23 protein-coding genes are annotated in these 24,019 nt (G+C 41.6%); 16 read left to right on the forward strand and 7 right to left on the reverse strand.

Going from position 1 to position 24,019, the window contains the following annotated elements; all coding sequences use genetic code 11:
- The first annotated feature begins 4 nt into the window (after positions 1 to 4).
- The 11 genes from LDO51_RS05785 to LDO51_RS05835 all read left to right on the forward strand — a co-directional run bounded on the left by LDO51_RS05785 (position 5) and on the right by LDO51_RS05835 (position 10,951).
- Positions 5 to 766, forward strand: coding sequence for a glycosyltransferase family 2 protein (locus LDO51_RS05785; RefSeq protein ID WP_225576675.1), 762 nt, complete (start codon positions 5 to 7; stop codon positions 764 to 766).
- 1 nt (position 767) lies between these two features.
- Complete coding sequence (locus LDO51_RS05790; protein WP_225576676.1) at positions 768 to 1,358, forward strand: sugar transferase; 591 nt, start codon at positions 768 to 770, stop codon at positions 1,356 to 1,358.
- Between the two features lie 13 nt (positions 1,359 to 1,371).
- Positions 1,372 to 2,547 carry a DegT/DnrJ/EryC1/StrS family aminotransferase gene (locus tag LDO51_RS05795; RefSeq protein ID WP_225576677.1) on the forward strand — a complete coding sequence of 392 codons (1,176 nt, stop codon included), beginning with the start codon at positions 1,372 to 1,374 and terminating at the stop codon, positions 2,545 to 2,547.
- Between the two features lie 145 nt (positions 2,548 to 2,692).
- The gene (locus tag LDO51_RS05800) at positions 2,693 to 4,555 is read left to right on the forward strand and encodes a nucleoside-diphosphate sugar epimerase/dehydratase (protein WP_225576679.1); all 1,863 of its coding nucleotides are present in this window, start codon (positions 2,693 to 2,695) and stop codon (positions 4,553 to 4,555) included.
- Positions 4,556 to 4,590: 35 nt separating this feature from the next.
- The gene (galE, locus tag LDO51_RS05805; protein ID WP_225576681.1) at positions 4,591 to 5,616 is read left to right on the forward strand and encodes a UDP-glucose 4-epimerase GalE; all 1,026 of its coding nucleotides are present in this window, start codon (positions 4,591 to 4,593) and stop codon (positions 5,614 to 5,616) included.
- 337 nt (positions 5,617 to 5,953) lie between these two features.
- A complete protein-coding gene (locus LDO51_RS05810) occupies positions 5,954 to 7,102 on the forward strand; it encodes a polysaccharide export protein (RefSeq protein WP_282560324.1) in 1,149 nt (382 codons plus the stop codon).
- Between the two features lie 22 nt (positions 7,103 to 7,124).
- Positions 7,125 to 7,553, forward strand: coding sequence for a protein tyrosine phosphatase (locus tag LDO51_RS05815; protein ID WP_225577230.1), 429 nt, complete (start codon positions 7,125 to 7,127; stop codon positions 7,551 to 7,553).
- 81 nt (positions 7,554 to 7,634) lie between these two features.
- A complete protein-coding gene (locus tag LDO51_RS05820; RefSeq protein WP_225576682.1) occupies positions 7,635 to 9,716 on the forward strand; it encodes a polysaccharide biosynthesis tyrosine autokinase in 2,082 nt (693 codons plus the stop codon).
- Between the two features lie 120 nt (positions 9,717 to 9,836).
- Positions 9,837 to 10,340, forward strand: coding sequence for a tRNA (uridine(34)/cytosine(34)/5-carboxymethylaminomethyluridine(34)-2'-O)-methyltransferase TrmL (gene trmL, locus LDO51_RS05825; RefSeq protein ID WP_006660558.1), 504 nt, complete (start codon positions 9,837 to 9,839; stop codon positions 10,338 to 10,340).
- A gap of 103 nt (positions 10,341 to 10,443) precedes the next feature.
- A complete protein-coding gene (locus tag LDO51_RS05830) occupies positions 10,444 to 10,698 on the forward strand; it encodes a type II toxin-antitoxin system Phd/YefM family antitoxin (RefSeq protein ID WP_006663215.1) in 255 nt (84 codons plus the stop codon).
- Positions 10,691 to 10,951 (forward strand): Txe/YoeB family addiction module toxin, encoded by a 261-nt coding sequence (locus LDO51_RS05835; protein WP_225576683.1) that lies wholly within the window; start codon positions 10,691 to 10,693, stop codon positions 10,949 to 10,951. Before LDO51_RS05830 ends, LDO51_RS05835 begins: the two co-directional genes overlap by 8 nt.
- A gap of 6 nt (positions 10,952 to 10,957) precedes the next feature.
- Here LDO51_RS05835 and cysE read toward each other — a convergent pair whose 3' ends face one another.
- From cysE to LDO51_RS05855, 4 genes are all read right to left on the reverse strand, one after another.
- A complete protein-coding gene (gene cysE, locus LDO51_RS05840; RefSeq protein WP_036950776.1) occupies positions 10,958 to 11,779 on the reverse strand; it encodes a serine O-acetyltransferase in 822 nt (273 codons plus the stop codon).
- A gap of 53 nt (positions 11,780 to 11,832) precedes the next feature.
- The gene (gene gpsA / locus LDO51_RS05845; RefSeq protein WP_225576684.1) at positions 11,833 to 12,861 is read right to left on the reverse strand and encodes an NAD(P)H-dependent glycerol-3-phosphate dehydrogenase; all 1,029 of its coding nucleotides are present in this window, start codon (positions 12,859 to 12,861) and stop codon (positions 11,833 to 11,835) included.
- A gap of 9 nt (positions 12,862 to 12,870) precedes the next feature.
- Positions 12,871 to 13,338, reverse strand: a complete 468-nt coding sequence (secB, locus tag LDO51_RS05850) for a protein-export chaperone SecB (RefSeq protein WP_006660561.1) — start codon at positions 13,336 to 13,338, stop codon at positions 12,871 to 12,873.
- A gap of 74 nt (positions 13,339 to 13,412) precedes the next feature.
- Positions 13,413 to 13,847, reverse strand: coding sequence for a rhodanese-like domain-containing protein (locus tag LDO51_RS05855; RefSeq protein WP_225577231.1), 435 nt, complete (start codon positions 13,845 to 13,847; stop codon positions 13,413 to 13,415).
- A gap of 522 nt (positions 13,848 to 14,369) precedes the next feature.
- Here LDO51_RS05855 and envC point away from each other — a divergent pair.
- Positions 14,370 to 15,662 (forward strand): murein hydrolase activator EnvC, encoded by a 1,293-nt coding sequence (gene envC / locus LDO51_RS05860; RefSeq protein WP_225576685.1) that lies wholly within the window; start codon positions 14,370 to 14,372, stop codon positions 15,660 to 15,662.
- Between the two features lie 60 nt (positions 15,663 to 15,722).
- Positions 15,723 to 16,805, forward strand: a complete 1,083-nt coding sequence (locus tag LDO51_RS05865; protein WP_225576686.1) for a divergent polysaccharide deacetylase family protein — start codon at positions 15,723 to 15,725, stop codon at positions 16,803 to 16,805.
- A 76-nt stretch (positions 16,806 to 16,881) separates the two neighbouring features.
- Here LDO51_RS05865 and tdh read toward each other — a convergent pair whose 3' ends face one another.
- Together tdh and LDO51_RS05875 are read right to left on the reverse strand one after the other, a co-directional pair.
- The gene (tdh, locus tag LDO51_RS05870) at positions 16,882 to 17,907 is read right to left on the reverse strand and encodes an L-threonine 3-dehydrogenase (RefSeq protein WP_154638294.1); all 1,026 of its coding nucleotides are present in this window, start codon (positions 17,905 to 17,907) and stop codon (positions 16,882 to 16,884) included.
- A gap of 54 nt (positions 17,908 to 17,961) precedes the next feature.
- The gene (locus LDO51_RS05875; protein ID WP_225576687.1) at positions 17,962 to 19,155 is read right to left on the reverse strand and encodes a glycine C-acetyltransferase; all 1,194 of its coding nucleotides are present in this window, start codon (positions 19,153 to 19,155) and stop codon (positions 17,962 to 17,964) included.
- Between the two features lie 232 nt (positions 19,156 to 19,387).
- Between LDO51_RS05875 and rfaD the strand changes: the two genes are divergently transcribed.
- The 3 genes from rfaD to rfaC are packed head-to-tail and all read left to right on the forward strand — an operon-like array spanning position 19,388 to position 22,360.
- Positions 19,388 to 20,326 carry an ADP-glyceromanno-heptose 6-epimerase gene (rfaD, locus tag LDO51_RS05880; protein ID WP_154603313.1) on the forward strand — a complete coding sequence of 313 codons (939 nt, stop codon included), beginning with the start codon at positions 19,388 to 19,390 and terminating at the stop codon, positions 20,324 to 20,326.
- Between the two features lie 25 nt (positions 20,327 to 20,351).
- Positions 20,352 to 21,398 carry an ADP-heptose--LPS heptosyltransferase RfaF gene (rfaF, locus tag LDO51_RS05885; protein ID WP_225576688.1) on the forward strand — a complete coding sequence of 349 codons (1,047 nt, stop codon included), beginning with the start codon at positions 20,352 to 20,354 and terminating at the stop codon, positions 21,396 to 21,398.
- On the forward strand, positions 21,398 to 22,360 hold the full coding sequence (rfaC, locus tag LDO51_RS05890; RefSeq protein WP_225576689.1) for a lipopolysaccharide heptosyltransferase RfaC: 963 nt from the start codon (positions 21,398 to 21,400) through the stop codon (positions 22,358 to 22,360). Before rfaF ends, rfaC begins: the two co-directional genes overlap by 1 nt.
- Before the next feature lie 88 nt (positions 22,361 to 22,448).
- On the opposite strand, the gene LDO51_RS05895 is transcribed toward rfaC, so the two are convergent.
- The gene (locus LDO51_RS05895; RefSeq protein WP_225576690.1) at positions 22,449 to 23,912 is read right to left on the reverse strand and encodes an ArnT family glycosyltransferase; all 1,464 of its coding nucleotides are present in this window, start codon (positions 23,910 to 23,912) and stop codon (positions 22,449 to 22,451) included.
- Positions 23,913 to 24,019 lie beyond the last annotated feature (107 nt).

Raw genomic sequence — 24,019 nt, forward strand, 5'->3', positions numbered from 1 at the left:
AACTATGAATAGTACAGCCCCAACAATCTCAATCATAATGCCCTGCTATAATGCAGGGAAATATATTGCTGAATCTATACAATCAGTACTTTCCCAAACCTACCTCGACTGGGAATTGATTATTATTGATGATAAATCAACTGATAATAGTATCCAGCAAATCACTACCTTTAATGACCCTAGAATTCATTTAATTAAACTTGAACAAAATCAAGGAGCTGGTGGTTGCCGAAATGCAGGGTTACAGAAAGTCCAAGGTACCTATATTGCATTTCTGGACTCAGATGATTTATGGAAGCCCAATAAGCTTGAAATTTCGCTGAGTTACCTGCAAAAAAATCCTAAAACAGCAGTTGTGTGCACTGGATATAGCTTTATTAATGAAAACGGTGAAAAAATACGCGGGTTGGTATCCCCTTCCAGCCAAATCACTTTACACCAATATATGATGAATACCTCTATAGGCTGCTCAACTGCTTTAGTAAATAGAGACCTCACTGGCGAATTTTCGTTTAGTACACTAAGGCAACATCAAGATGCTCACTTATGGATTACGTTTCTTTTAAAAAATTTAAAAGTGGATGGACTTAAAGATATCCTTGTTGAGTATAGAATTCGTGATAAACAAATTTCTCAAGGTAAAGTCAAAGCCGCTAAACGACTATTAAAACTGTATTTATCATTTGATGAAATTCCATTATATAAACGTTATTTTTATTTTTTTTCTTATTGTGTCAATGGTGTTATTAAAAGGATAAAGCGTTAATATGACTGTAAAAATGCCCGGTAAAAGACTTTTCGACATATTCTTTTCCTTAATTGGTATCATCTGTTTTAGTTGGTTAATATTCATTTCATGGATAGCAGCCTCTATCAGTACAAAATCTAATGGTTTCTTTTTCCAGAAACGAGTTGGACAGAATGGAAAGATATTTCATGTTATTAAATTGAAAACGATGAGAGATGTTTCTGTTCCTGTAACAACTATTACACAGGATTCCGACCCTCGCATTACAAAAATGGGAAAGTTTTTTAGAAAAACTAAAATTGATGAACTTCCTCAATTATTCAATGTGTTAATAGGTGATATGAGTTTTGTAGGGCCAAGGCCCGATGTTCCTGGTTATGCAGATAAACTAACTGGAAATAATAGACTCATACTTGCGATTAAACCAGGGATTACAGGCCCAGCTTCTATAGCCTATAAAAATGAAGAGGAAATTTTATCTTCTGTAGACAACCCTCAGAAATATAATGATGAAGTCATTTATCCAAATAAAATCAAGCTTAATCTAGAATATATCGAAAATTGGTCTTTAATCTCTGATATAAAATATATCGTTAAAACAGTTTTTTAATTAGGTAATAATCATGCTTAATACTCCATTTTCTCCTTGGCCTTCCTATACAAATGAAGAGGCCGACGCCGTAAAGAACGTATTACTCTCAAATAAAGTAAATTATTGGACGGGTGAAGAATGTCGGTTATTTGAAAAAGAGTTTGCTAACTGGGTTGGATGTGACTACGCCGTCGCACTCTCTAATGGTACTCTCGCTTTAGATGTTGCACTTAAAGCCTTAAATATTGGCCCGAATGATGATGTCATTACAACACCAAGAACATTTCTTGCATCAGCATCATCCATAGTAACTGCTGGTGCTAACCCTATTTTTGCGGATGTTGACCTAAACAGCCAAGCAATAACTGCTGAATCAATCGAGGCTGTGCTAACTCCCAATACAAAAGCCGTTATTGTCGTTCATTTAGCCGGCATGCCCGCAGAGATGGACCCTATCATGGAATTATCGAGAAAACATAATTTCTATGTTATTGAAGATTGTGCTCAGGCACATGGTGCAAAATACAAAGGACATAGTGTAGGAACTATTGGTGACATTGGAGCATGGTCATTTTGCCAAGATAAAATTATGACTACAGGTGGTGAGGGTGGAATGGTAACAACAAATAATAAAACCTTCTGGTCAAAAATGTGGTCATACAAAGATCACGGTAAAAATTATGATTCTGTATACAATAAATCACATCCTTCAGGCTTCAGATGGTTACATGATAGCTTCGGTACAAACTGGCGAATGACTGAAATACAGGCAATATTAGGTCGAATTCAACTAAAACGAATGCCTGAATGGACTAGAATTCGTCAAGAAAACTGCACTTTAATTAATGACGCGATTAAAGACCTGCCTATTGCAAGATGTATTAAGATTCCTGACTACATTTCCCATGCTGGTTACAAGCATTACATTTTTGTTAATCCAGAATATATGAAACCCGATTGGTCTAGGGATAGAATCGTTGAGTCCATAGTTAGCGAAGGTGTTCCTGCCTATCAAGGGAGCTGCTCTGAAATTTATAAAGAAAAAGCTTTTGACAATACCCCATGGCGACCGAAACACCCATTAGTAAATGCAGTAACTTTAGGTGAAACAAGCATCATGTTTTTAGTTCATCCTACATTAAAACAGGATGAATTAATAAAAATGAAAAATGTGATTAGAAATATATTAATTCAAGCATCTAAATAACTCTAACTATTTTAACGCTTATTAGTATTAGTCATTATACTTTAGGCGTTCAATATAACACTTTAAATTAGCTCTCTATTTATGGCTGCTATTTTAATATAAAAACCATAAATAAGATTTAATTATATAGAATTATGTTATTATCATGATAATACACGAAATAAGTAAAAATAGACTTACAAAATCAATTATCTTAATGCTCTTTGACATTGCTATAATTTATTTTTCATATTGGGCAGCATTCTGGTTAAGACTTGATAGAGAAACGCCTATTACCAGCTATAGTCACTGGTTAATAATTACTGTCATTGCATGTATCTCTATTTTATTCTTCATTCGCATTGGTTTTTATCGCGCAGTAATACGATATGTTAACATAAGTATATTACGATGGGCTCTTGTTGGCGCTTTCGCGTCTTCATTTTTATTAATTATATTATCTTGGTATCATCAAGCTTTCTTACCAAGAACTGTTCCAATACTTTATTTTTTCCTTCTAGCTGTATTATTAGCAGGCTCACGTATTTTTTATCGTAATTTCCTTCATCATTTTAAAAATAAAGGAATCCCTGTTATTATATACGGTGCTGGTGAAACAGGACGACAATTAGTTCCTATCTTAAAAGAGCATAAAGAATTAAACCCAGTTTGTTATATAGATGATGCTCCTATAAAGAAAAAAAATATTATTCAAGGAATTAAAGTTTATTCTATTGATGATATTGAAGAATTAATTTCTAGATATCATGTCAAAAAAATATTACTTGCTATGCCGAGAATCAATCCGCATAGAAAAAAAGAAATTTTACAAAGACTTGAAGAGTCTAATTGCGAGATTCTCAGCACTCCAGATTTTAATGATATCGTAAATGGTGTAGCTAAACTTAGCTCATTAAAGAGAGTATCTATTACAGATTTGCTCGGTAGAAAGCAAGTATCTCCTATCCCAGAGTTATTAGAAAAAAATATTTTTGAGAAGAATATATTAATAACAGGAGCAGGTGGTTCCATTGGTTCTGAGCTTTGCAGAAAAATTAAATCACAGAGCCCTAACCTAATGGTTCTTTATGAAATGTCTGAGTTCGCATTATATTCTATACATAAAGAACTATCCGCCATAGTTAATACAAATACAGTTATTATTCCTATCTTGGGTGATGTTAAAAATAAAAGTAAAATAATCCAAATAATTTCAAAATATAACATTAATACAATTTATCATGCAGCTGCATATAAACACGTTCCTTTAGTCGAATACAATATTATTGAAGGAATTAAAAACAATATCTTCGGTACATTATCTGTAGCTGAAGCTGCAAATGAGTGTAATGTTGAGAAATTCGTTTTGATCTCAACTGATAAAGCGGTACGTCCTACAAATATCATGGGAGCAACTAAACGTTTTGCGGAGCTAATATTGCAAGCACTTGCGGATCGAGGATCAAGTACTCAATATTCAATGGTTAGGTTTGGTAATGTTTTAGGTTCTTCAGGTTCAGTTGTTCCTTTGTTTGAAAAACAAATTGCTAATGGTGGCCCTATTACATTAACCCATCAAAACATCACTCGATATTTTATGACCATACCAGAAGCTGCATCATTAGTTATCCAAGCAGGTGCCATGGGTAAAAATGGTGATGTTTTTGTTCTTGATATGGGCGAACCTGTAAGAATATTTGATTTAGCAACAAAAATGGTAAAACTTTCTGGTCTGACTTTAAAAGACGAATTACACCAAGATGGTGATATTGAAATTAAGGTTACAGGGCTACGGCCTGGTGAAAAACTTTATGAAGAACTTTTAATTACAGACAATATATTAAAGACAACTCATCCATTAATTATGAGTGCAAATGAAAAATACCTCGTATGGGAAGAGTTAGAAAAAATAATCAGCGAGTTACGATTAAATTGCCAATCAAATAACTTATCAGCTCTTAGAGATTTATTGATAGCTTCTCCTTTAGATTTTACACCTAAAGACGAGATATGTGATTTTTTAAAATAAATACTGTGCTGATAGCCAAATATCAAGGTAAACGAATGAGCAACAATTATGTATTAGTCACCGGCGGTCTTGGCTATATCGGTAGCCATACCTATGTGCAAATGATCCAACAAGGTATTCAGCCGATTATTTTAGATAATCTTCATAATGCCAACCTTGAAGTGCTTAATCGCATTGAAACTATCACGGGAACTAAACCGACGTTTTATCAAGGTGATGTGCGTGATAAAGCCATTTTGGACACCATTTTTGCTCAGCATTCCATTAGCTCAGTAATCCACTTTGCGGGTTTAAAAGCAGTCGGTGAATCTGTTGAAAAACCGATTGAATACTATGATGTAAATGTAAATGGCACCTTAGTGTTAGTACAAAGCATGCGTCAGGCGGGTGTTAAAAGCTTAATTTTTAGCTCCTCTGCGACCGTGTATGGTGAACCTGAACATACCCCGTTAACTGAAGAATCCTCTGTCGGAAATACCAACAGCCCATATGGCACGAGCAAATATATGGTTGAGCGTATTTTAACTGACCTCAGTATCTCAGATAACGAATGGTCAATTTCCTTACTACGCTACTTCAACCCAGTTGGCGCGCATAACTCCGGTTTGATGGGTGAAGACCCTAATGGGATCCCAAATAACCTGACCCCGTTTATTGCACAAGTGGCTGTCGGTCGCCGCAAAGAGCTTGCTGTATTCGGCGGAGATTATACTACCAAAGATGGCACTGGCGTTCGCGATTACATCCATGTGATGGATTTAGCTGATGGGCATATTGCTGCATTAAATCACATGAACAAAGACTCAGGGCTTTATATCTATAATCTGGGTACAGGTACGGGAACTAGCGTACTGGAAGTGATTGCTGCTTTTGAAAAAGCTGTCGGTAAACCAATCCCTTATAAAATTGCCGAGCGTCGTGCGGGAGATATTGCTGAATATTGGTCAACCCCAGCAAAAGCAGAGCGTGAGCTTGGTTGGAAAGCCAAATATAACATTCAGGATATGGCTGATGATGTATGGCGCTGGCAATCTATGAATCCTAACGGTTATCAACGCTAAATCATTCTTGATATAGCATCAATTAGGCGAGCCTCTAGCTCGCCTTTTTATTTTTCATTTTTTATTCCCTCAAACTCTATTCTCACCACACGATTAACCTACTCGTCCCCTGATTCGCTCCCTGATTCCCCCATATAGCTCTGCCCTCCCTTATTCACAAAATATTCCCCGCATCAATAACGTTTTTTATTTTATTATATTTTTATATAACATCGATTTTTGGATGAATTATTTGGTTTTTTATTTAAAACTAAACTATTATCCCGTGCGAGATTTTTGTCGCGTAACTTAGATTGCTAAAAATTACCATTATCCATCCTGATTTAGGGCTATTATCATGTTCAGTAAATTCCTCATGACTATCACAATGAGCATCCTCGTTTCTGGGTGCCATCTCGCCCCGGGAACCTATATTTCCACATCAGGAAAACAGACTATTGATACTGGTAAGCAAGATATTAGCCAGCTTGTGGATATTTACCCTATCTCTCCTAAGCTGCTAAGCGAAATACAGGTTGCCCCCGTGATCGCCAAATCTAATCCGCAGCTTGAAGCGCAGCTAGCCGCTTATGACTATCGTGTTGGCGTGGGGGATGTGCTGGCAATTACCGTATGGAATCACCCTGAGCTCACTATCCCTGCAGGCTCCTATCGCAGCGCTGCGGATTCAGGGAATTGGGTTCACGCAGATGGCACCATTTATTATCCCTATATTGGAAAAGTCTCCGTTCTTGGTAAAACAATCAGTGAAATCAGAAAATTAGTCAGCACCCGACTTGCTGCCTATCTTGAAGCACCACAAATCGATGTCAGCATTGCCGCCTTTCGTTCACAAAAAATCTATGTGTCCGGCGAAGTGACTAAACCGGGTTCTTTACCCATCACCAATGTCCCTCTTACTATTTTGGAAGCCTTTAATACCGCAGGCGGGTTAACCGAAAAAGCAGACTGGGACAATGTGATCCTCACCCGTGGAGGGAAAGAGATAAAAATTTCGCTGCAATCGTTAATCCAATACGGTGATTTAACCCAAAACGACTTAATGCTCTCCGGCGATGTTCTCTATGTTCCCCGTAATGATGCGCAAAAAGTCTTTGTGATGGGAGAAGTGGGGCAACCTTCAACGTTGACTATCGACCGTGCGGGCATGAGCATCACTGAAGCGCTAAGTAAAGCCAACGGACTCAGTCAAACTACCGCAAGTGCGACAGGGATTTTTGTCATTCGGTCAACGCATAGAGCCGCACCAACGGCGGGTTCTGAAGACGAAAAAAACCGTTCCAAAATGGCTGCAATTTATCAGCTCGACCTCTCCGATGCGACGTCACTCGTGATGGGAACGGAATTTAAATTACAACCTTATGACCTTGTTTATGTGACAGCGGCACCCGTTGTTCGGTGGAACCGTTTAATCACTCAATTACTGCCAACCATCGCCTCATACAACCAGCTTGCCGAAGGGACTAAGCGTATTTATGCATGGTGATTTTATTTTTAATCAAATGCTTATGTTCAATAACATTCTTATCGTGTGCATGGGGAACCTCTGCCGGTCACCCACTGCGGAGCGTTTAATGCAGGGGCTTTTTCCCCAAAAAAAGGTCCACTCCGCAGGCCTGATTGCGCTGGAAAATCAACGGGCTGATGCTCAAGCTCGCCATATAGCAAAAAGCCATCACCTCTCTTTGGAGGGAAACCGTTCTCGCCGTTTGACCGAGCATTTATGCCAAGTGGCGGACTTGATCCTCGTAATGGAAAACGGCCATACCCAAAAACTTTATCAACAGTTTCCGCAAACCCGAGGCAAAGTCATGCTATTTGGTGAATGGCTGAATAAAACCGAAATCCCTGATCCTTATAAACATAGCGAGGAGATGTTTGAGCATGTCTATCAGCTTATAGAAAAAGCGGCCGGCTCATGGCAAGGAAAGATTTAGCCTCTATTTAAACTTATTTAAAAGCTCATTTTATAAAACCATTATCTCTATAAACCAATTATTCATATAACAATTGCCCCTATGAACAATACAGAAAAAAAACATTCGCCAAACACCGATGAAATCGACTTACTCGCTATATTAAAAACACTGAAATCTAACATGCTAACCATAGCGGCGTTGACTGTTGTCGCCATTTTAAGTGCCGGAGCGTATTGCTGGTTCGCTTCTCCTATTTACCAAGCCAATGCCACATTGCAGTACGATAAGGTTAACCAAGCATCACTATTAGAAAAAATGAATGATGGGATGCTTTTTGGCGGCAATAGCGGGCAAATCGATTCAGAAATTGAAGTCATTAAATCCAGAATGGTGTTAGGCAAAACCGTGTCAGACTTGAATCTAGATATTCAGATTTTGCCTTCAACGATATTCTCCAGATTTCTAAGTAATGCGCCCGTTGTTCATATTGCAGAGTACCAATTGCCTCCAGATTTAATCGGTCAACCTGCCACTTTAACCTTTTTAGATGGTCACCAATATACGCTGAGTCTTGCCGGCCAAATTTACCATGGGCAAATTGGCACCACGTTAAAGCAAGGAGAAATTCACTTATTGATTGATTCATGTCTCGCTCAAAGTGGGGAAAAACTGACCTTAATAAAAAATGATCGTTATTCTGCTATCGAAAATTTGCGACGCCGTCTCAGTATGAATGAAGCCAGTAAAGGCTCTGGCATTATTAACTTAACAATTAAAGGGACAAATCAGCGAGAAAATATCGAGATTTTGGATAATGTTATTCAAAATTATATTAACCAGAATAGAGAACATAGAAAACAAGCTACAAACAACACGTTGATTTTTCTAGATAACTACATACCAAAAGTAAAAAACAAGCTCGACCATTATGAAAATCAGTTAAATACGTTTCGTAAACAAAATGAGTCTATTGACCTAACGCTAGAGGCCAAATCCGCGCTTGAGAGTGCATTGCATGTAGAAGAAAAGCTAAATGAGCTGACTTTTAAAGAAGTGGAGCTTCAACAACGATATACCCGCAGCCACCCGGCTTATCAATCCTTACTCGATAAACGCCAAAAGTTGTTACTCGAGAAAGAAAAAGCCAGCAAAAACATTCAACAACTGCCAAACACCCAGCAGCAAATTATTCGTTTAACTCGCGATGTGGAATCCGAGCAAGCTATTTATAACCAGTTAGTGACCAAACAACGCGAACTCAGCGTGTTGAATTCGGGGATCACAGCCGATGTACGAATTATTGACTCTGCAGAGTCTTATCCCGTGGCCATCGCTCCCAAAAAAAGCTTAATCATGGTGCTGGCCTCCTTAGTGGGTTTTATTATGGGTTGTACCTATGTGGTCGCGAAAGAGATCCTCAATAATAAAATTAAAAATACGGAAGATCTCGAGGCGCTAGGCGTTCGTGTTTATGCCACTGTACCATTCTCGTTGCATGAAAAAAAATCACGGCATCGCGAGCGTAAAAAGCTCCTAGCGATTGAAAATCCAGCGGATATGGCAATAGAATCCATTCGTTCATTAAGAACCAGTGTCTATTTCTCCGTTATGAATCAAGATAATAATATTGTGATGGTGACAAGTGCATCCCCAAGTGTAGGAAAAAGTTTTATTACTGCGAATATGGCGGTCGTCCTTGCCAATGCAGGTAAAAAAATTCTGCTTATCGATACCGATTTACGCAAAGGACATATCCATAAAACATTTGGATTAAAAAATAAATCTGGGCTTTCAGAATTTTTATCTCAGCACAGTGGAAACCCGGTATCAATACACCAGCAAGTTATTGAGAATTTAGACATTATTAGCCGAGGGGAAAGTACCGTACACTCTTCAGAACTGCTGATGAGCGAGCAATTTAAGCATTTATTGGACTCAGTTAAACATCAATATGACATGGTTCTACTGGATACTGCGCCCATTTTCGCGATTACCGATCCGGCTATCATCGGAAAATATGCCGGTACATCACTCTTAGTGGCCTATTATGGCGTAAATACCGTTAAAGAAATTGAACGTGCACTTAAGTATTTCAAACAAAATAATATTGAAATTACAGCCACCATTCTTAATGGTATTGATGAAAAATCTGACGATTATCATTATGTCTACCAGTATTAATAGAATGGCGAGCCACCCGCTCGCCTTTCGCTCTCATATCGACACAACTAATGCATCTTTCCAAATTTGCGCGTAAACTCTGCATCATCTTTTTCATCCCGACCAATAGCCGTTAACGTTATGCCACATATTGTTTTATTCGAACCTGAAATCCCACCCAATACTGGGAATATCATCCGCTTATGCGCCAATACTGGCTTTAGTCTGCACCTGATCCATCCCCTTGGTTTTACTTGGGATGACAAACGCTTACGCCGTGCAGGGCTAGATTACAGCGAATTTGCGGATATCAAACATCATCATGACTATTACGCATTCTTAGAAAGTGAAGGGTTAAATCCTGATAATAATCAGTCGCCAACAGGCGCTCGCGTGTTTGCGTTGACCACCAAAGGTAAGCCAAGCCACAGCAATGTGAGTTATCGGGAAGATGATTATTTGATGTTTGGACCAGAAACCCGCGGCCTACCGCCGTATGTTCTCGACAATATGCCAATCGAGCAGAAAATTCGTATCCCAATGCTAGCAGAAAGCCGCAGTATGAACCTGTCTAACTCGGTCGCCGTTGTGGTTTTCGAAACTTGGCGCCAGCTTGGGTATCCGGGTGCGCTGCTGAAAGACTAGTTTAGTTTGCTTATGCCGTTTGCTAGATTTAGAACAAATCTTGAACATCTTTTAAGTTGCTGTTAGATTTGTACAATAAATAGTACAAGATAGGTATCATACAATGAAAACCATTTCCTTTAGTGATGCTAGAAGCAATTTGAAAGCAGTGCTTGATAGAGTTGTTGATGATATGGATACGACGATTATAACCCGCCGTGATTCTGAAGCGGCTGTAGTTATGTCCTTGGAATACTACAATAGTTTAATGGAAACCATCTATCTACTGCGCTCTCCTGCAAATGCAGAGCATCTCAACAAATCCATCGAGCAATTTAAAGCGGGTAAGATTTCAGAGAGAAAGCTAATCAATGAGTAGACTTCTAACATGGACGGATCAAGCTTGGGAAGACTATCTATACTGGCAAAACCAAGATAAAAAGACATTAAAGCGGATCAATAAACTCATTGAAGACACGAAAAGCACGCCATTCAGCGGTATAGGTAAACCAGAGCCACTAAAAGAAAACTTAGCTGGCTTCTGGTCTCGTAGAATAGATGAAACAAACAGGCTAGTTTATGCAATCGAAAATACCGCATTAGTTATCATTGCCTGCCGCTATCACTACTGACTTTATTTAAATCCCATCCCCGCCTTCAAAACCATCAACGTTACCATTAAAGTTTTGATCCATCTCCAGCGATGGCTTATCACTTGTTGGCTTACCAACAATACGTGCAGGAACTCCCGCCACTGTGGTATGAGGAGGAACAGGGTGCAGCACTACAGAGCCCGCGCCAATTTTTGCGCCGCGACCAATTTCAATATTGCCCAGAATTTTAGCGCCAGCGCCAATCATCACCCCTTCACGTACTTTAGGATGACGGTCGCCACAGGTTTTACCGGTACCGCCTAGCGTAACAGACTGAAGAATAGACACATCATTCTCAACAATCGCCGTTTCACCAATCACGATCCCGGTCGCGTGGTCGAGCATAATCCCGCAGCCAATACGGGCAGCAGGGTGAATATCGACCCCAAAAGAGACAGAAATTTGGTTTTGCAGATAAACGGCCAACGCTTTACGCCCTTCACCCCATAACCAATGCCCAATACGATAGGCTTGTAGGGCGTGAAAACCTTTTAAATACAGCAGTGGCGTGGAATATTTATCCACCGCAGGGTCACGTAAACGGACAGCAGAAAGATCCATCGCCGCAGAAAAAATCATCTGCTCGTCATTACGGTATGCTTCTTCCACAATTTCGCGGACTTCCATTGCGGGCATAATTGGCGAACTCAACTTATTCGCCAACATATAGCTAAGCGCACTACCGAGGTTGTCATGCTTCAGTAATGTCGCGTTAAAAAAACTGGCAAGTAAAGGCTCACAGTCAGCAAGCGCCTTGGCTTCTTCCTTAATGTAACCCCAAATTCTATCCAGTTCTTCACGCGACATAATGGCTCTCTTCTATATTATTATTAGCTTGATTATTATTAGCTTGATTATTATTAGCTTGGTAACTTAGGCATGTCTGCAATTTCATCTTTAGTCGCACGCCCGAGCAAGGCTTGGGAGGCTTCTAACACATTTTTATTGCAGTAGAGAATTTGATAAATCTGTTCTGTGATTGGCATTTCAACACCGGCACGCTCCGCAAGGGCTTTCACCTCTTTGGTATTGCGATAGCCTTCAACCACTTGCCCAATCTCTTTTTCCGCCACTTCCACACTGACACCATTTCCCAGCATCATACCGAAACGACGGTTACGGGATTGGTTGTCAGTGCAGGTTAACACTAGGTCGCCAAGCCCTGCCATACCCATAAATGTGGATGGATCCGCGCCCAGTGATACACCTAAGCGGCTCATTTCGGCTAAGCCTCGGGTAATCAACGCTGTACGTGCGTTTGCACCAAAACCCATACCATCGGAGATCCCAGCGCCAATCGCGATGACGTTTTTCACTGCGCCACCAAGTTGCACACCAATCATGTCAGGATTTTTATAGACACGGAAACTTTTGCCACAATGGAATAATTTTTGTAAATCATCACCAAATTGGCTATCGGATGCGGCGACTGAAATCGCAGTAGGGAGACCGGCTGCAAGCTCTTTGGCGAAAGTAGGCCCAGAAAGTACCGCCAGCGGAATTTCGTTTCCTAATACCTCACGCGCTACATCTTGCAACAAACGTCCGGTATCTCTCTCTAACCCTTTGGTTGCCCAAATAATGCGGGAGCCCGCTTTTAGATACGGTTTGATTTGCTTGAGCACATCACCAAATACATGGCTAGGTACCACAATCAAGATATTCAGGCTCGCTTCAACGGCGCTTTTTAAGTCCGTTTCGAGAGATAAACTATCAGGGAAAGAAACACCAGGTAAAAACGCTTGATTGCTACGTTCTTGGTTTAATTTACGGATGTGTGCTGGGTCATGCCCCCACAACACCACCTGATGGCCATTACGTGCAAGAGTAATGGCTAAAGCGGTGCCGTACGAGCCGGCACCGATCACTGTCATTGAAGCAGTATTCATTAAGCGACCTTATTGAACTTCAGGGTTCTGCGCTTGTTCACCTTGTTGCTGCTGTAAGTAATTCATGAACAGTGCATCAAAGTTAACTGGCGCTAAGTTCAATTGTGGGAAAGTACCACGACCCACCATGTTCGTGATAGTTTCACGCGCATATGGGAACAGGATATTCGGGCAGTATGCACCTAAGCAATGTGCCATTTGAGTGCCTTCGATACCATCAATGGAGAACACACCCGCTTGCTGAACTTCACACAGGAATGCCGTTTCTTCGCCCAGAGTTGCAGTAGTTGTCACACGCAGAACAACCTCATACACGCCTTCAGCTAGCTGAGTTGAAGAAGTATCTAAATCTAATTTGATCTCTGGCTGCCACTCTTTTTGAAAGATTTGAGGTGCATTAGGTGCTTCAAATGAAACGTCTTTTGCGTAGATACGTTGAATTTGAAATACCATTTCTGAGTTGTTTTGTTCTGACATAATAATTACCTTACTTCCATATTAGAGTTTCGAGATATATTCAGTTGCCGGCACATTTTTACAGTGCCGGATAATTACTTCTTACCACGAGCCAGTGGTAGGTTTTCACCCGCCCAACCGGCGATCCCTTCTTTCAGGACAAAGACTTTTTCAAAACCATGATGAGCAAGCTGTTCAGCAGGTTTAGTTGCTTCCATTCCACTTGCAGAAACCATAATCACAGATTTCTGTTTATGTTTTTCCAGCTCACCCAAATTATTATCTTTAATTTCAGATGGTGTTAAGTTAATAGAATCAATAATATGCCCTTTGCGGAACTCTTCGCGAGTACGTAAGTCCACAACAACTGCTTCTTCTTTATTGATCATTGTAATCGCTTGAGTGCGCGCAATGACTTTAGTTTTAGAGAATAGGCTTCTGAAGGTCATCACGACCACAGCAACAAATAACACTATCCAAGTCAGACTAACAAACGCGTTACGACTGACAAATTGCATGATTTCTTGGATCATGGGGGGCAATTACTCCCGTTAGTTAAAAACGAATATCAAAGGGTTCAGAGTATACCTTTGTGCTGAGCTAATTACAGCCAGTTAGCGCAAACTAGAATGTCTTTTTTGCGAAAACACTCGCAGAGTTAACACCTTTTTACTGAAAAAAGAATTTTTTTCTCAAAGCTGTACGCAGGCATTTTAACATAAACATGCTCAGACTAGGCTTTGACGCTAAATTAATTCCCATCGAAATAGAAAAAAGTCCCTTAACGCTAGCTATACTCGCCATACTTCAAGTTGCTGCGTTGTTGACTACGTTTATTCGCACTAGTCACCTAGCTGCATCTCGCATTATTTAGAGTATATACAATAAAATTTAGTGATAATACGCCTATAATTTGACTTAGTGTTAAACCGAATAATAGCAATATTCTTAATTTTTAAGCGTTTTTATGACTATTTTTCAGAGAACACTGGAAAGCAGGACTTGCAGATGAAATAATCAGTTATTGCATTTAATTGAGGTGATCTATCACAATGGCCCATACATCCCATCGAATAAAGACATTTTTTGTTCGTCAGGCAATGATCTCTGCCCTGCTTGGTTTGGGGTTATTCACTTTAGCGCCTTCTCACGTCGCGCTCGCGAATCAGATCACCGAAAATAAAGGCCAATTAAATGACCTACTAAAAAGCATTGCTGAAAAAGAAAAAAGCGTTAAAGAACAGCAAACTAAAAAAAGTAATCTCCTTCAACAGCTCAAAGAGCAAGAGCAAAGTATTTCTGCTGCAAGCCGTGATTTGCATCTAACCCAAAACCAATTAAAACAGCTAGATAAAGAAATATCCTCCTTATCCAGTAATATCAGTCAGCTGCAAAAGAAAAAAAATGAACAAGAAAAACTGCTTGCTGAGCAGTTAGATGCCGCATTCCGACTTGGTAAACACCAAGGTTTATCACTACTCTTAAAGGGTGAAGAAGGCCAGCGGGAAGAGCGAATGCTTGCTTATTATGGCTATCTCAACCAAGCCCGTGAAAAAAACATTCTTGATCTGGAAGAAACCACCAAAGAGCTGCACGAACAGAAACAGTTAGAGCAAAAAAAACAAGCCGAGCAAAAAACAACGCTCACACGCCAACAACAAGAAAAGCAAAAACTCGATAATGCGCGAGCTTCACGGCAAAAAACCTTAACCGCATTAGAAAGCTCACTAAAAGAAGATCAGAAAAACCTCGCGGTCTTAAAGCAAAACGAAGCCAGACTACGTGACAAGATTGCCAAAGCAGAACGTGAAGCAAAAGCACGCGCCGAACGTGAAGCCCGTGAAGCCGCACGCATTCGTGCTCAAGTTGCTGAAAAAGAAAGAAAAGCAAAACAGAAAGGCTCCACGTATAAGCCATCTGAAAGTGAACAATCTCTGATGTCTCGAACGGGTGGTTTAGGTCGTCCTGCAGGCCAAGCTATCTGGCCAGTACGCGGTTCCACCCTACATAATTATGGGGATGTGATCTCCAGCGAATTACGTTGGAAAGGTATGGTGATCGCCGCAAATGAAGGCACCCAAGTTAAGGCTATTGCAGATGGTCGCGTACTACTCGCAGACTGGCTTCAGGGCTATGGCTTAGTTGTTGTCGTTGAGCATGGTAAAGGGGATATGAGCCTATATGGCTATAACCAAAGTGCGCTGGTGAGTGTAGGCCAAGAAGTCCGTGCAGGCCAGCCAATTGCTTTAGTGGGAAGTAGTGGCGGCCAAGAACGCCCTGCTCTTTACTTTGAAATTCGCCGACAAGGTAAGACCGTTAACCCTCGCCCATGGCTAGGAAGGTAGCCCGACAATCTTTCGCACTGCCTATAAAATGCTAGGCTATAAAAAGTTAGGAAAATAATTATGTTAAGACACTCGCCGATGAAATTACTGATTAGCCTGCTCCTTATCATGGTCAGCTCTCAGGCGAGTGCCGCTAAACTCGCGATTGTCATTGATGATTTCGGTTACCGAGTCAAAGAAGATAATCAAATCCTAGCGTTACCGGCGGCCATTAGCATTGCTATTTTACCTAACTCACCTCATGGTGCTGAAGTCGCGGCCACGGCCTATCAGCAAGGTCGGGATATTTTAATCCATATGCCCATGAAGCCATTGAGTAAGCAACCTCTTGAAAAAGACACTTTAGCACCCTCGATGAGTGCTGAAGAAGTTGACCGCATCATCAAAAATGCCATTAACCGCGTTCCTCATGCTAAAGGAATGAACAACCACATGGGCAGTGAGATGACCTCCAGCCTTTCAGGGATGCGTAATGTCATGCGTTCATTAGCGCAATCAAACCTCTTTTTCTTAGATAGCGTCACGATTGGCAATACACAGGCATTGAATGCAGCCAAAGAATTCGGCGTTCCCTCAACGAAACGCAATATTTTTATTGATAATCACCAATCTGAAGAAGAAACCCGTACACAGCTGAATAAAGCCATTGCTTACGCACGTAAACACGGCAGCGCGGTTGCGATTGGTCACCCGCATCCATCAACCGTACGTGCCTTACAAAAATTTATTCCATTGGTTCCCGCGGATATTGAGCTTGTGCCTGTCAGTACACTGGTCAACTATCAGCCAGTAACTGGCGAACCACGCAAGACTCTCAGAATGCAGCCTGAAGGCGTGAATCCAACGCAGCCAGCAACAACGCTTGAGACCAAAATCCCAAGCAAATCAGAAGAAGAACCGTATAATTCTGCTAAGCCAACCACAGTTCCTGAAGATGTCACTCCGGCAACTGTCGAACCTACACCTATCAACGATGCTGCTGAGCAACCTGAAAAAGCAGTCAGTCCCGCAGAGTTAGGTGTATGTGATATCGAACTGCCAACGACCCGCCTGCAAGGCATCGAGCTACTCATGTTTGTGGTCGAGGCCATTTATCAAGATAAAACCCTGCAACCTCTAATTACAGAAAAGAAAATGCCATAACGGGTAAGACTAAAAATTAAAAAGGGTTTAAAGGCTTTGCCTATAAACCCTTTAGCGCTAATAAATTAACTCTGAATTAATCCCAGTTTAAAATCACTTTTCCTGACTGCCCTGAACACATCACATCAAAGCCTTTTTGGAAATCATCAATAGAAAATTCATGAGTAATGATGGGTGATAAATCGAGACCTGATTGCACGAGTGTCGCCATCTTATACCAAGTTTCAAACATTTCACGCCCATAAATTCCTTTGATAAACAACCCTTTAAATATAACTTGGCTCCAGTCTGTTGCCATCGATGATGGAGGAATACCTAATAGCGCGATTCTGCCACCATGATTCATGGTGTCTAGCATGGTTTGGAAAGCGGCCGGCGCCCCTGAAACTTCTAGCGCCACATCAAAACCTTCTTTCATGCCCAGTTCATTCATGACGTCTTTAAGATTTTCACGGCTCACATTCACTGCGCGGGTTACGCCCATTTTTTTCGCTAGCTCAAGACGATAATCATTCACGTCGGTGATCACTACATGGCGAGCACCGACATGTCGGCAAACCGCTGCCGCCATAATACCGATAGGACCTGCACCCGAAACCAACACGTCTTCACCCACTAAATCAAACGATAATGCCGTATGCACCGCATTACCGAATGGGTCAAAAATTGCCGCGATTTCATCAGGAATATTATCTGGAATTTTAAAGGCGTTAAACGCAGGGATCACCAAATACTCAGCAAAACATCCTGGGCGATTTACGCCGACGCCAATGGTATTACGGCATAAGTGAGTGCGCCCACCTCGGCAATTACGGCAATGACCGCAGGTAATATGCCCTTCGCCAGAAACACGGTCACCAATTTTAAACCCTTTAACTTCCTGCCCAATCTCAACAATTTCCCCTATATATTCATGACCCACCACCATCGGAACGGGAATGGTTTTTTGCGACCATTCATCCCAGTTGTAGATATGAACATCCGTTCCGCAAATGGCGGTTTTACGGATTTTAATCATCACATCATTGTGTCCCAGTTCCGGTTTCGGAACGTCTGTCATCCATATACCTGGTTCTGCTTTTAATTTGGACAGTGCTTTCATAGGCGACCTTTTATTTATGGCTACATTAATTTTATGAATAAATTAATTTTGTGACTAAATTAATTGAAGCTTTTTGCCAATACGGATGAATGCATCAACAGCGTGTAAAATATCCTCCTCACTGTGTGCAGCGGACATTTGCGTGCGAATTCGTGCTTGTCCTTGCGGAACCACTGGATAGAAAAATCCAGTGACATAAATACCTTCTTTTAATAGCTCTGAAGCGAATTGCTGAGCAACCTTGGCATCGCCTAACATCACAGGAATGATGGCATGGTCAGCGCCTGCTAATGTAAATCCTGCTGCGGTCATTTTTTCTCTAAATAACACCGCATTACGCCACAATTTTTCACGGCGCTCTTGCCCTTCGGTCATCATATCGATCACCTTAATGGATGCGGCAACAATGGCTGGCGCCAAAGAGTTAGAGAATAAGTATGGGCGAGAGCGTTGACGTAACCACTCAACGACCTCTTTTTTGGCGGCAGTATAACCACCGGATGCACCACCTAATGCTTTTCCGAGTGTGCCAGTAATGATGTCAACGCGTCCCATAACCTTGCAATATTCATGGCTACCGCGACCATTTTCCCCTACGAAACCAACAGCATGGGAGTCATCTACCATGACCAATGCGTTATATTCATCCGCAAGGTCGCAGACAGTTTTCAGATCAGCAATCACGCCATCCATCGAAAAAACACCGTCAGTCGCAATCAGAATATGGCGCGCACCCGCGGCTTTGGCTTCTTCAAGGCGCTGTTTTAATTCCACCATATTATTGTTGCTGTAACGGTAGCGCTGGGCTTTACACAGGCGAACACCATCAATGATAGATGCGTGGTTTAATGCATCAGAGATAATGGCGTCTTCTGGCCCTAATAGCGTTTCAAAAAGTCCACCGTTGGCATCAAAACAAGAGGAATAGAGGATCGCATCTTCCATTCCGAGGAAATCCGCAATTTTCTTTTCAAGAATTTTATGGCTGTCTTGAGTACCGCAAATAAAACGAACCGATGCCATACCAAAACCGTGGCTATCCATACCCTGCTTTGCTGCTTCAATCAGTGCGGGGTGATTGGCTAAGCCTAAATAGTTATTTGCACAGAAGTTAATAACGCGCTGCCCACCTTGAATTTCAATGTCAGCGTCTTGAGAGGTTGTAATAATGCGCTCATGTTTAAACAAGCCTTCAGCTTCTATTTGCACCAATTGTTGTTTAATCTGCTGGTAAAATTGTTCTGACATGATTTGTTCCTGTAAAGAAGTTGTTTACAGAGTTTAATAATAGTCACTAGAACTAGCGATATCTGGTGAGCAAATAAGTTAAGTTTGTAGACAAGATCACGATAATTCCCTCTGACGAGGTATGACAACTAGGACAATTATCTGGCCGATATACTGTTGTCTGCACAAAGAGGTGTTATTATAGACCCCAATTTTATATCCATTTATTCTTAACCCACTTGAGGTATTCACGATGATCGTAGTCACTGGCGGAGCTGGTTTTATTGGCAGCAATATTATTAAAGCCCTGAATGAAATGGGTCGCACCGATATTCTGGTAGTGGATAACCTGAAAGATGGTACTAAGTTTGCCAACCTTGTTGACCTCGATATCGCCGATTACATGGATAAAGAAGACTTTATCGTGAGCGTTATTGCCGGTGATGATTTTGGTGATATTGACGCTGTTTTCCATGAAGGCGCTTGCTCATCCACCACTGAGTGGGATGGTAAGTATATGATGGATAATAACTATCAATTTTCTAAAGAGCTGCTGCATTACTGTTTAGAGCGTGAAATTCCCTTCCTGTATGCCTCTTCCGCAGCCACTTATGGTGGACGTAGCGATAATTTCATCGAAGAACGTGAATTTGAAAAACCATTGAACGTATATGGCTACTCTAAATTCCAGTTTGACCAATATGTTCGCAACATCATGCCTGAAGCTCAGTCTCAAGTATGTGGCTTCCGTTATTTCAACGTTTATGGACCAAATGAAAACCATAAAGGCAGCATGGCGAGCGTGGCTTACCACTTAAACAAACAGATTAATGAAGGGCAAACCCCGAAACTGTTTGAAGGCAGCGACACTTTCCGCCGCGACTTCATTTACGTTGGCGATGTGGCTGCGGTGAATTTATGGTTCTGGGAAAATAACGTTTCTGGCATTTTCAACTGTGGTACAGGTCGCGCGGAATCATTCCAAGCGGTTGCCGATGCCGTCACTGAATTCCATAAAGATAAAAATGTCTCTATCGAATACATTGAATTCCCTGAGAAATTAAAAGGTCGCTACCAGAGCTTCACTCAAGCGGATCTGACTAAATTACGTGCTGCAGGTTACACAGCACCGTTTAAAACCGTTGCTGAAGGCGTGACCGAATATATGCAATGGCTGAATAAAGACGCGTAATCGTCTTTTTATGAAAACAGTACCTATGAAGATACTAGTGATTGGCCCCTCATGGGTAGGGGATATGATGATGTCTCAGAGCCTGTATCGCACGATCAAGGCGCTGCATCCTCATGCTCAAATTGATGTGATGGCACCTGATTGGTGCCGCCCGTTATTGGCGAAAATGCCCGAAGTGTCTGAAGCGATTTCCATGCCATTAGGGCATGGAAAGCTAGAAATTGGCGAACGTCGTCAATTAGGCCTCAATTTGCGGAAAAATAGGTACGATCAAGCGATTGTTTTACCTAATTCATTAAAATCTGCACTGGTGCCGTTCTTTGCTAAGATCCCCAAAAGAACGGGATGGCGCGGTGAAATGCGTTATGGACTGCTCAATGATTTACGTCCATTAGATAAACAAGCATTTCCACTGATGGTGCAGCGCTATGTCGCACTGGCGTATGACAAACAGCACATCAAATCGGCCAATGATATTCCCGCCCCCATTCTATGGCCTAAATTAGTCACTGATAAACAGCAAGTTAGCGATACTGTCAGTCAATTTAGTATTGATTTTTCTCGCCCAATCATTGGTTTCTGCCCAGGTGCTGAATTTGGTCCCGCAAAACGCTGGCCACACTATCACTATGCGGCGTTAGCTCAAAAGCTAATTAGCGAGCAAGGCTACCAAGTCCTGTTATTTGGTTCTCAAAAAGACCATGAAGCGGGTGAAGAAATCCGCCAAAGTTTGACTGACGACGCTCGCAATTACTGCCTTAATTTCGCAGGAAAAACGTCGTTAGAACAAGCCGTTAATCTTATTGACGCTTGCCAAGCCGTTGTGAGTAATGATTCTGGCTTAATGCATGTAGCTGCGGCTCTCGATAAACCGTTAGTCGCACTCTATGGCCCAAGCAGCCCAGACTTTACACCGCCACTGTCCGATAAAGCAGAAGTGATCCGGCTAATAACCGGTTACCACAAGGTGCGTAAAGGTGATGGTGAAAGTGGCTATCACCAAAGCCTGATTGATATTCAACCGCAAATGGTACTGGATGCCCTAACCCGTTTAAATATAGGTATTAAATAATGAGAGTGTTATTAGTAAAAACATCATCTATGGGAGATGTTTTACACTCTCTGCCTGCATTAACCGATGCTCAGGCAGCAATACCGAATATTCAATTTGATTGGGTGGTCGAAGAAGGGTTTGCTCAAATCCCCACCTGGCACAGTGCGGTGAATAAAGTGATCCCTGTAGCAATCCGTCGCTGGCGAAAAAATTGGTTTTCTGCGCCAATTCGTGCCGAACGTGCAGAGTTTCGTCGCCATTTGCAGGAAATCCACTACGATGCCGTTATCGATGCACAAGGGTTACTGAAGAGTGCGTTGCTAGTCACTCGCCTCGCTCACGGTTCTAAACATGGTTATGACCGCCATAGTATCCGCGAGCCGATTGCCAGCTTCTTTTACGATCATCGTTATTCCATTAGTAAACAGCAACATGCGGTAGAGCGTATTCGCCAATTATTTGCTAAAAGCCTCGGGTACACTTGCCCTAGGACACAAGGTGATTACGCGATTGCTCGTCATTTCTTGCAATCAGCCAACGAAACCGAAGCACCCTATGTGCTGTTTTTACACTCCACAACCCGCGACGATAAGCATTGGCCGGAGTCTCATTGGCGTGAATTGATTCAGTTAATGAAGGGAACTGGGCTGAGGGTCAAACTCCCTTGGGGTGCAGAGCATGAACATCAGCGAGCAATAAGACTTGCAGATGGCTTTGATTTTGTGGAAGTATTACCCAAATTAACGCTGGCACAAGTCGCGCAACAAATTGCAGATGCAAAGGCTGTGGTTTCTGTCGATACGGGTTTAAGCCATTTAACAGCTGCGCTGGATAAACCAAATTTCACGCTGTTTGGCCCAACAAATCCCGGTTTAATTGGCGGTTATGGAAAAGGCCAAAATGAGATAAAAAGCATAGATAATAGAATGGATAGCATTAACGCTGATACTGTCTTCCAACAACTTCGTCTCTGTTTATAGCCCGCATAGAGTATTATCTAAAGCCTATCACTCATAAAAATTAAGCGGTCATTTGACCGCTTAATTATTTTTTCACTTCGCAAAAGATTTATTTCCTCTCTGGGGCAATAAACCCAAAACACATAGTTTTCGGCTGAGCGTCCGGTTCAGAGCGATAAATCACATCTTCTTTTTCAATTGTAAATTGAGGCCAGAATTTGCGCACTTTAGCGAAATCTTCGTGGGCACAATCATCATATTTACGCCCTAATAAAATGGCTCCATGCTTACGAATTTCTGCTTCAGTAATCTCACGGTTATACACATTCGGTGGCATATGGTTTTCTAGCGTCCAAGGCTGGATAACATGCGGTCTATCTTGAGCGTAGATAATAAACCATTGGTGTAGATTATCTTCACCACCAACATATTTGACTGGGGTTCCGTAACGTTGATACCAACGCTGTTCGCCTTCTGCAATTAACGCTTTAACGCCAATAAACTTCTGCCCAGCTCCCCGAATATTTCCTGCTTGAACAATCAGATAGCCGGATACCACTAAGACACCAAATACGGCTAAACCTATTAACGGTTTTTTCAGTGACTTTTTCGGCATCACAGTGATTGAACCGACAAACAAAGGCGCACAGACCATCATAAATGGCTGTAACCACTCAGTAATTCGCCCACCATCATGAAACGAAAACCAACCATAAATCACGATTAATGGAAACAGAATAATGAAGTTGGCCATTCGATTCGATAAGGCTTTCGGCCAACCGATTTTGCCGCCACAGCAATATAAGATAATCGCCGCAATAACCAGCGGGTAAAACACACTGAGTGCAGCTTCTGTGGTATGTAAGTTAAAACCCGGGTCAATTTGCGAACCTACCCATTTAAAGGCAGAAAAATCACTGGCCATCAACCAGAAGAAGTTTGGCAAAATCATTGAAAACCACAGTGCTATTGCCAGATAAAACACCGGATGGCGATAGCTTTGGCGCGCTTGTTTCACAAACAGTGTGAGTAAGAAAACGGAGCCGACTAAGGCAAGTGTGGAGTATTTCCCCATTGTTGCAAGACCGGCAACTAAAGCAAAAGGTAACCACCACAATGGGTTATCTTCGACGGCACGCAGAAAGAGGTAAATCATCCAAGGCCAGAATGTCACTAAAATATAGTTATCATTATAAGGAATAATATCGAAATTAATGACACCCGATAAATTCATCATCAGCATCGCAAACCATGCAAGGTCGCGACGACCAGTTAGTCGGTAGACAAGTTTCCATACCCCAAGTAACCCAAATCCAATACCGATAAAATGGCTCAGATACCAATAGAAACTATAAGAAATACCTAAATGGATGGCTGGCCACATCATGGTACCAACAAACCATGGGTTTTTCGGCGATCCCCATTCACCATTCATTCCCCAGTTAACGGCTTCGACCGTATCGTAAGGAACGGTTGGGTCAAAAAAGAAACCCGCAAGGATCCAGGTAATGGCATAGCCAATGATCCAAAGATACAAATACTTATTTGAGGTTGGTTGATTGGTTGTCGGCATTCTTTTTTCAGCGAAATTTATTAATAAAGTTAAAGGGAAATACGCATTATTATACGTCGAGCTTATAGAGGATTATCTCTCGCTCGGCTGAGTATGCAAAAACATGA

Source organism: Providencia alcalifaciens, from assembly GCF_020271745.1.
Lineage (GTDB): Bacteria > Pseudomonadota > Gammaproteobacteria > Enterobacterales > Enterobacteriaceae > Providencia > Providencia alcalifaciens_B.

Bases quoted from the DNA above. Each gene is read 5' to 3' on its own strand.
- envC (WP_225576685.1), top strand. From the start codon at position 14,370: ATGGCCCATACATCCCATCGAATAAAGACATTTTTTGTTCGTCAGGCA.
- LDO51_RS05865 (WP_225576686.1), top strand. From the start codon at position 15,723: ATGTTAAGACACTCGCCGATGAAATTACTGATTAGCCTGCTCCTTATC.
- rfaF (WP_225576688.1), top strand. From the start codon at position 20,352: ATGAAGATACTAGTGATTGGCCCCTCATGGGTAGGGGATATGATGATG.
- LDO51_RS05830 (WP_006663215.1), top strand. From the start codon at position 10,444: ATGAAAACCATTTCCTTTAGTGATGCTAGAAGCAATTTGAAAGCAGTG.
- gpsA (WP_225576684.1), bottom strand. From the start codon at position 12,861: ATGAATACTGCTTCAATGACAGTGATCGGTGCCGGCTCGTACGGCACC.
- LDO51_RS05785 (WP_225576675.1), top strand. From the start codon at position 5: ATGAATAGTACAGCCCCAACAATCTCAATCATAATGCCCTGCTATAAT.
- rfaC (WP_225576689.1), top strand. From the start codon at position 21,398: ATGAGAGTGTTATTAGTAAAAACATCATCTATGGGAGATGTTTTACAC.
- LDO51_RS05800 (WP_225576679.1), top strand. From the start codon at position 2,693: ATGATAATACACGAAATAAGTAAAAATAGACTTACAAAATCAATTATC.
- LDO51_RS05815 (WP_225577230.1), top strand. From the start codon at position 7,125: ATGTTCAATAACATTCTTATCGTGTGCATGGGGAACCTCTGCCGGTCA.
- LDO51_RS05875 (WP_225576687.1), bottom strand. From the start codon at position 19,155: ATGTCAGAACAATTTTACCAGCAGATTAAACAACAATTGGTGCAAATA.
- LDO51_RS05790 (WP_225576676.1), top strand. From the start codon at position 768: ATGACTGTAAAAATGCCCGGTAAAAGACTTTTCGACATATTCTTTTCC.
- trmL (WP_006660558.1), top strand. From the start codon at position 9,837: ATGCCACATATTGTTTTATTCGAACCTGAAATCCCACCCAATACTGGG.
- tdh (WP_154638294.1), bottom strand. From the start codon at position 17,907: ATGAAAGCACTGTCCAAATTAAAAGCAGAACCAGGTATATGGATGACA.
- rfaD (WP_154603313.1), top strand. From the start codon at position 19,388: ATGATCGTAGTCACTGGCGGAGCTGGTTTTATTGGCAGCAATATTATT.
- LDO51_RS05820 (WP_225576682.1), top strand. From the start codon at position 7,635: ATGAACAATACAGAAAAAAAACATTCGCCAAACACCGATGAAATCGAC.
- LDO51_RS05810 (WP_282560324.1), top strand. From the start codon at position 5,954: ATGTTCAGTAAATTCCTCATGACTATCACAATGAGCATCCTCGTTTCT.
- LDO51_RS05895 (WP_225576690.1), bottom strand. From the start codon at position 23,912: ATGCCGACAACCAATCAACCAACCTCAAATAAGTATTTGTATCTTTGG.
- LDO51_RS05795 (WP_225576677.1), top strand. From the start codon at position 1,372: ATGCTTAATACTCCATTTTCTCCTTGGCCTTCCTATACAAATGAAGAG.
- galE (WP_225576681.1), top strand. From the start codon at position 4,591: ATGAGCAACAATTATGTATTAGTCACCGGCGGTCTTGGCTATATCGGT.
- cysE (WP_036950776.1), bottom strand. From the start codon at position 11,779: ATGTCGCGTGAAGAACTGGATAGAATTTGGGGTTACATTAAGGAAGAA.
- LDO51_RS05835 (WP_225576683.1), top strand. From the start codon at position 10,691: ATGAGTAGACTTCTAACATGGACGGATCAAGCTTGGGAAGACTATCTA.
- secB (WP_006660561.1), bottom strand. From the start codon at position 13,338: ATGTCAGAACAAAACAACTCAGAAATGGTATTTCAAATTCAACGTATC.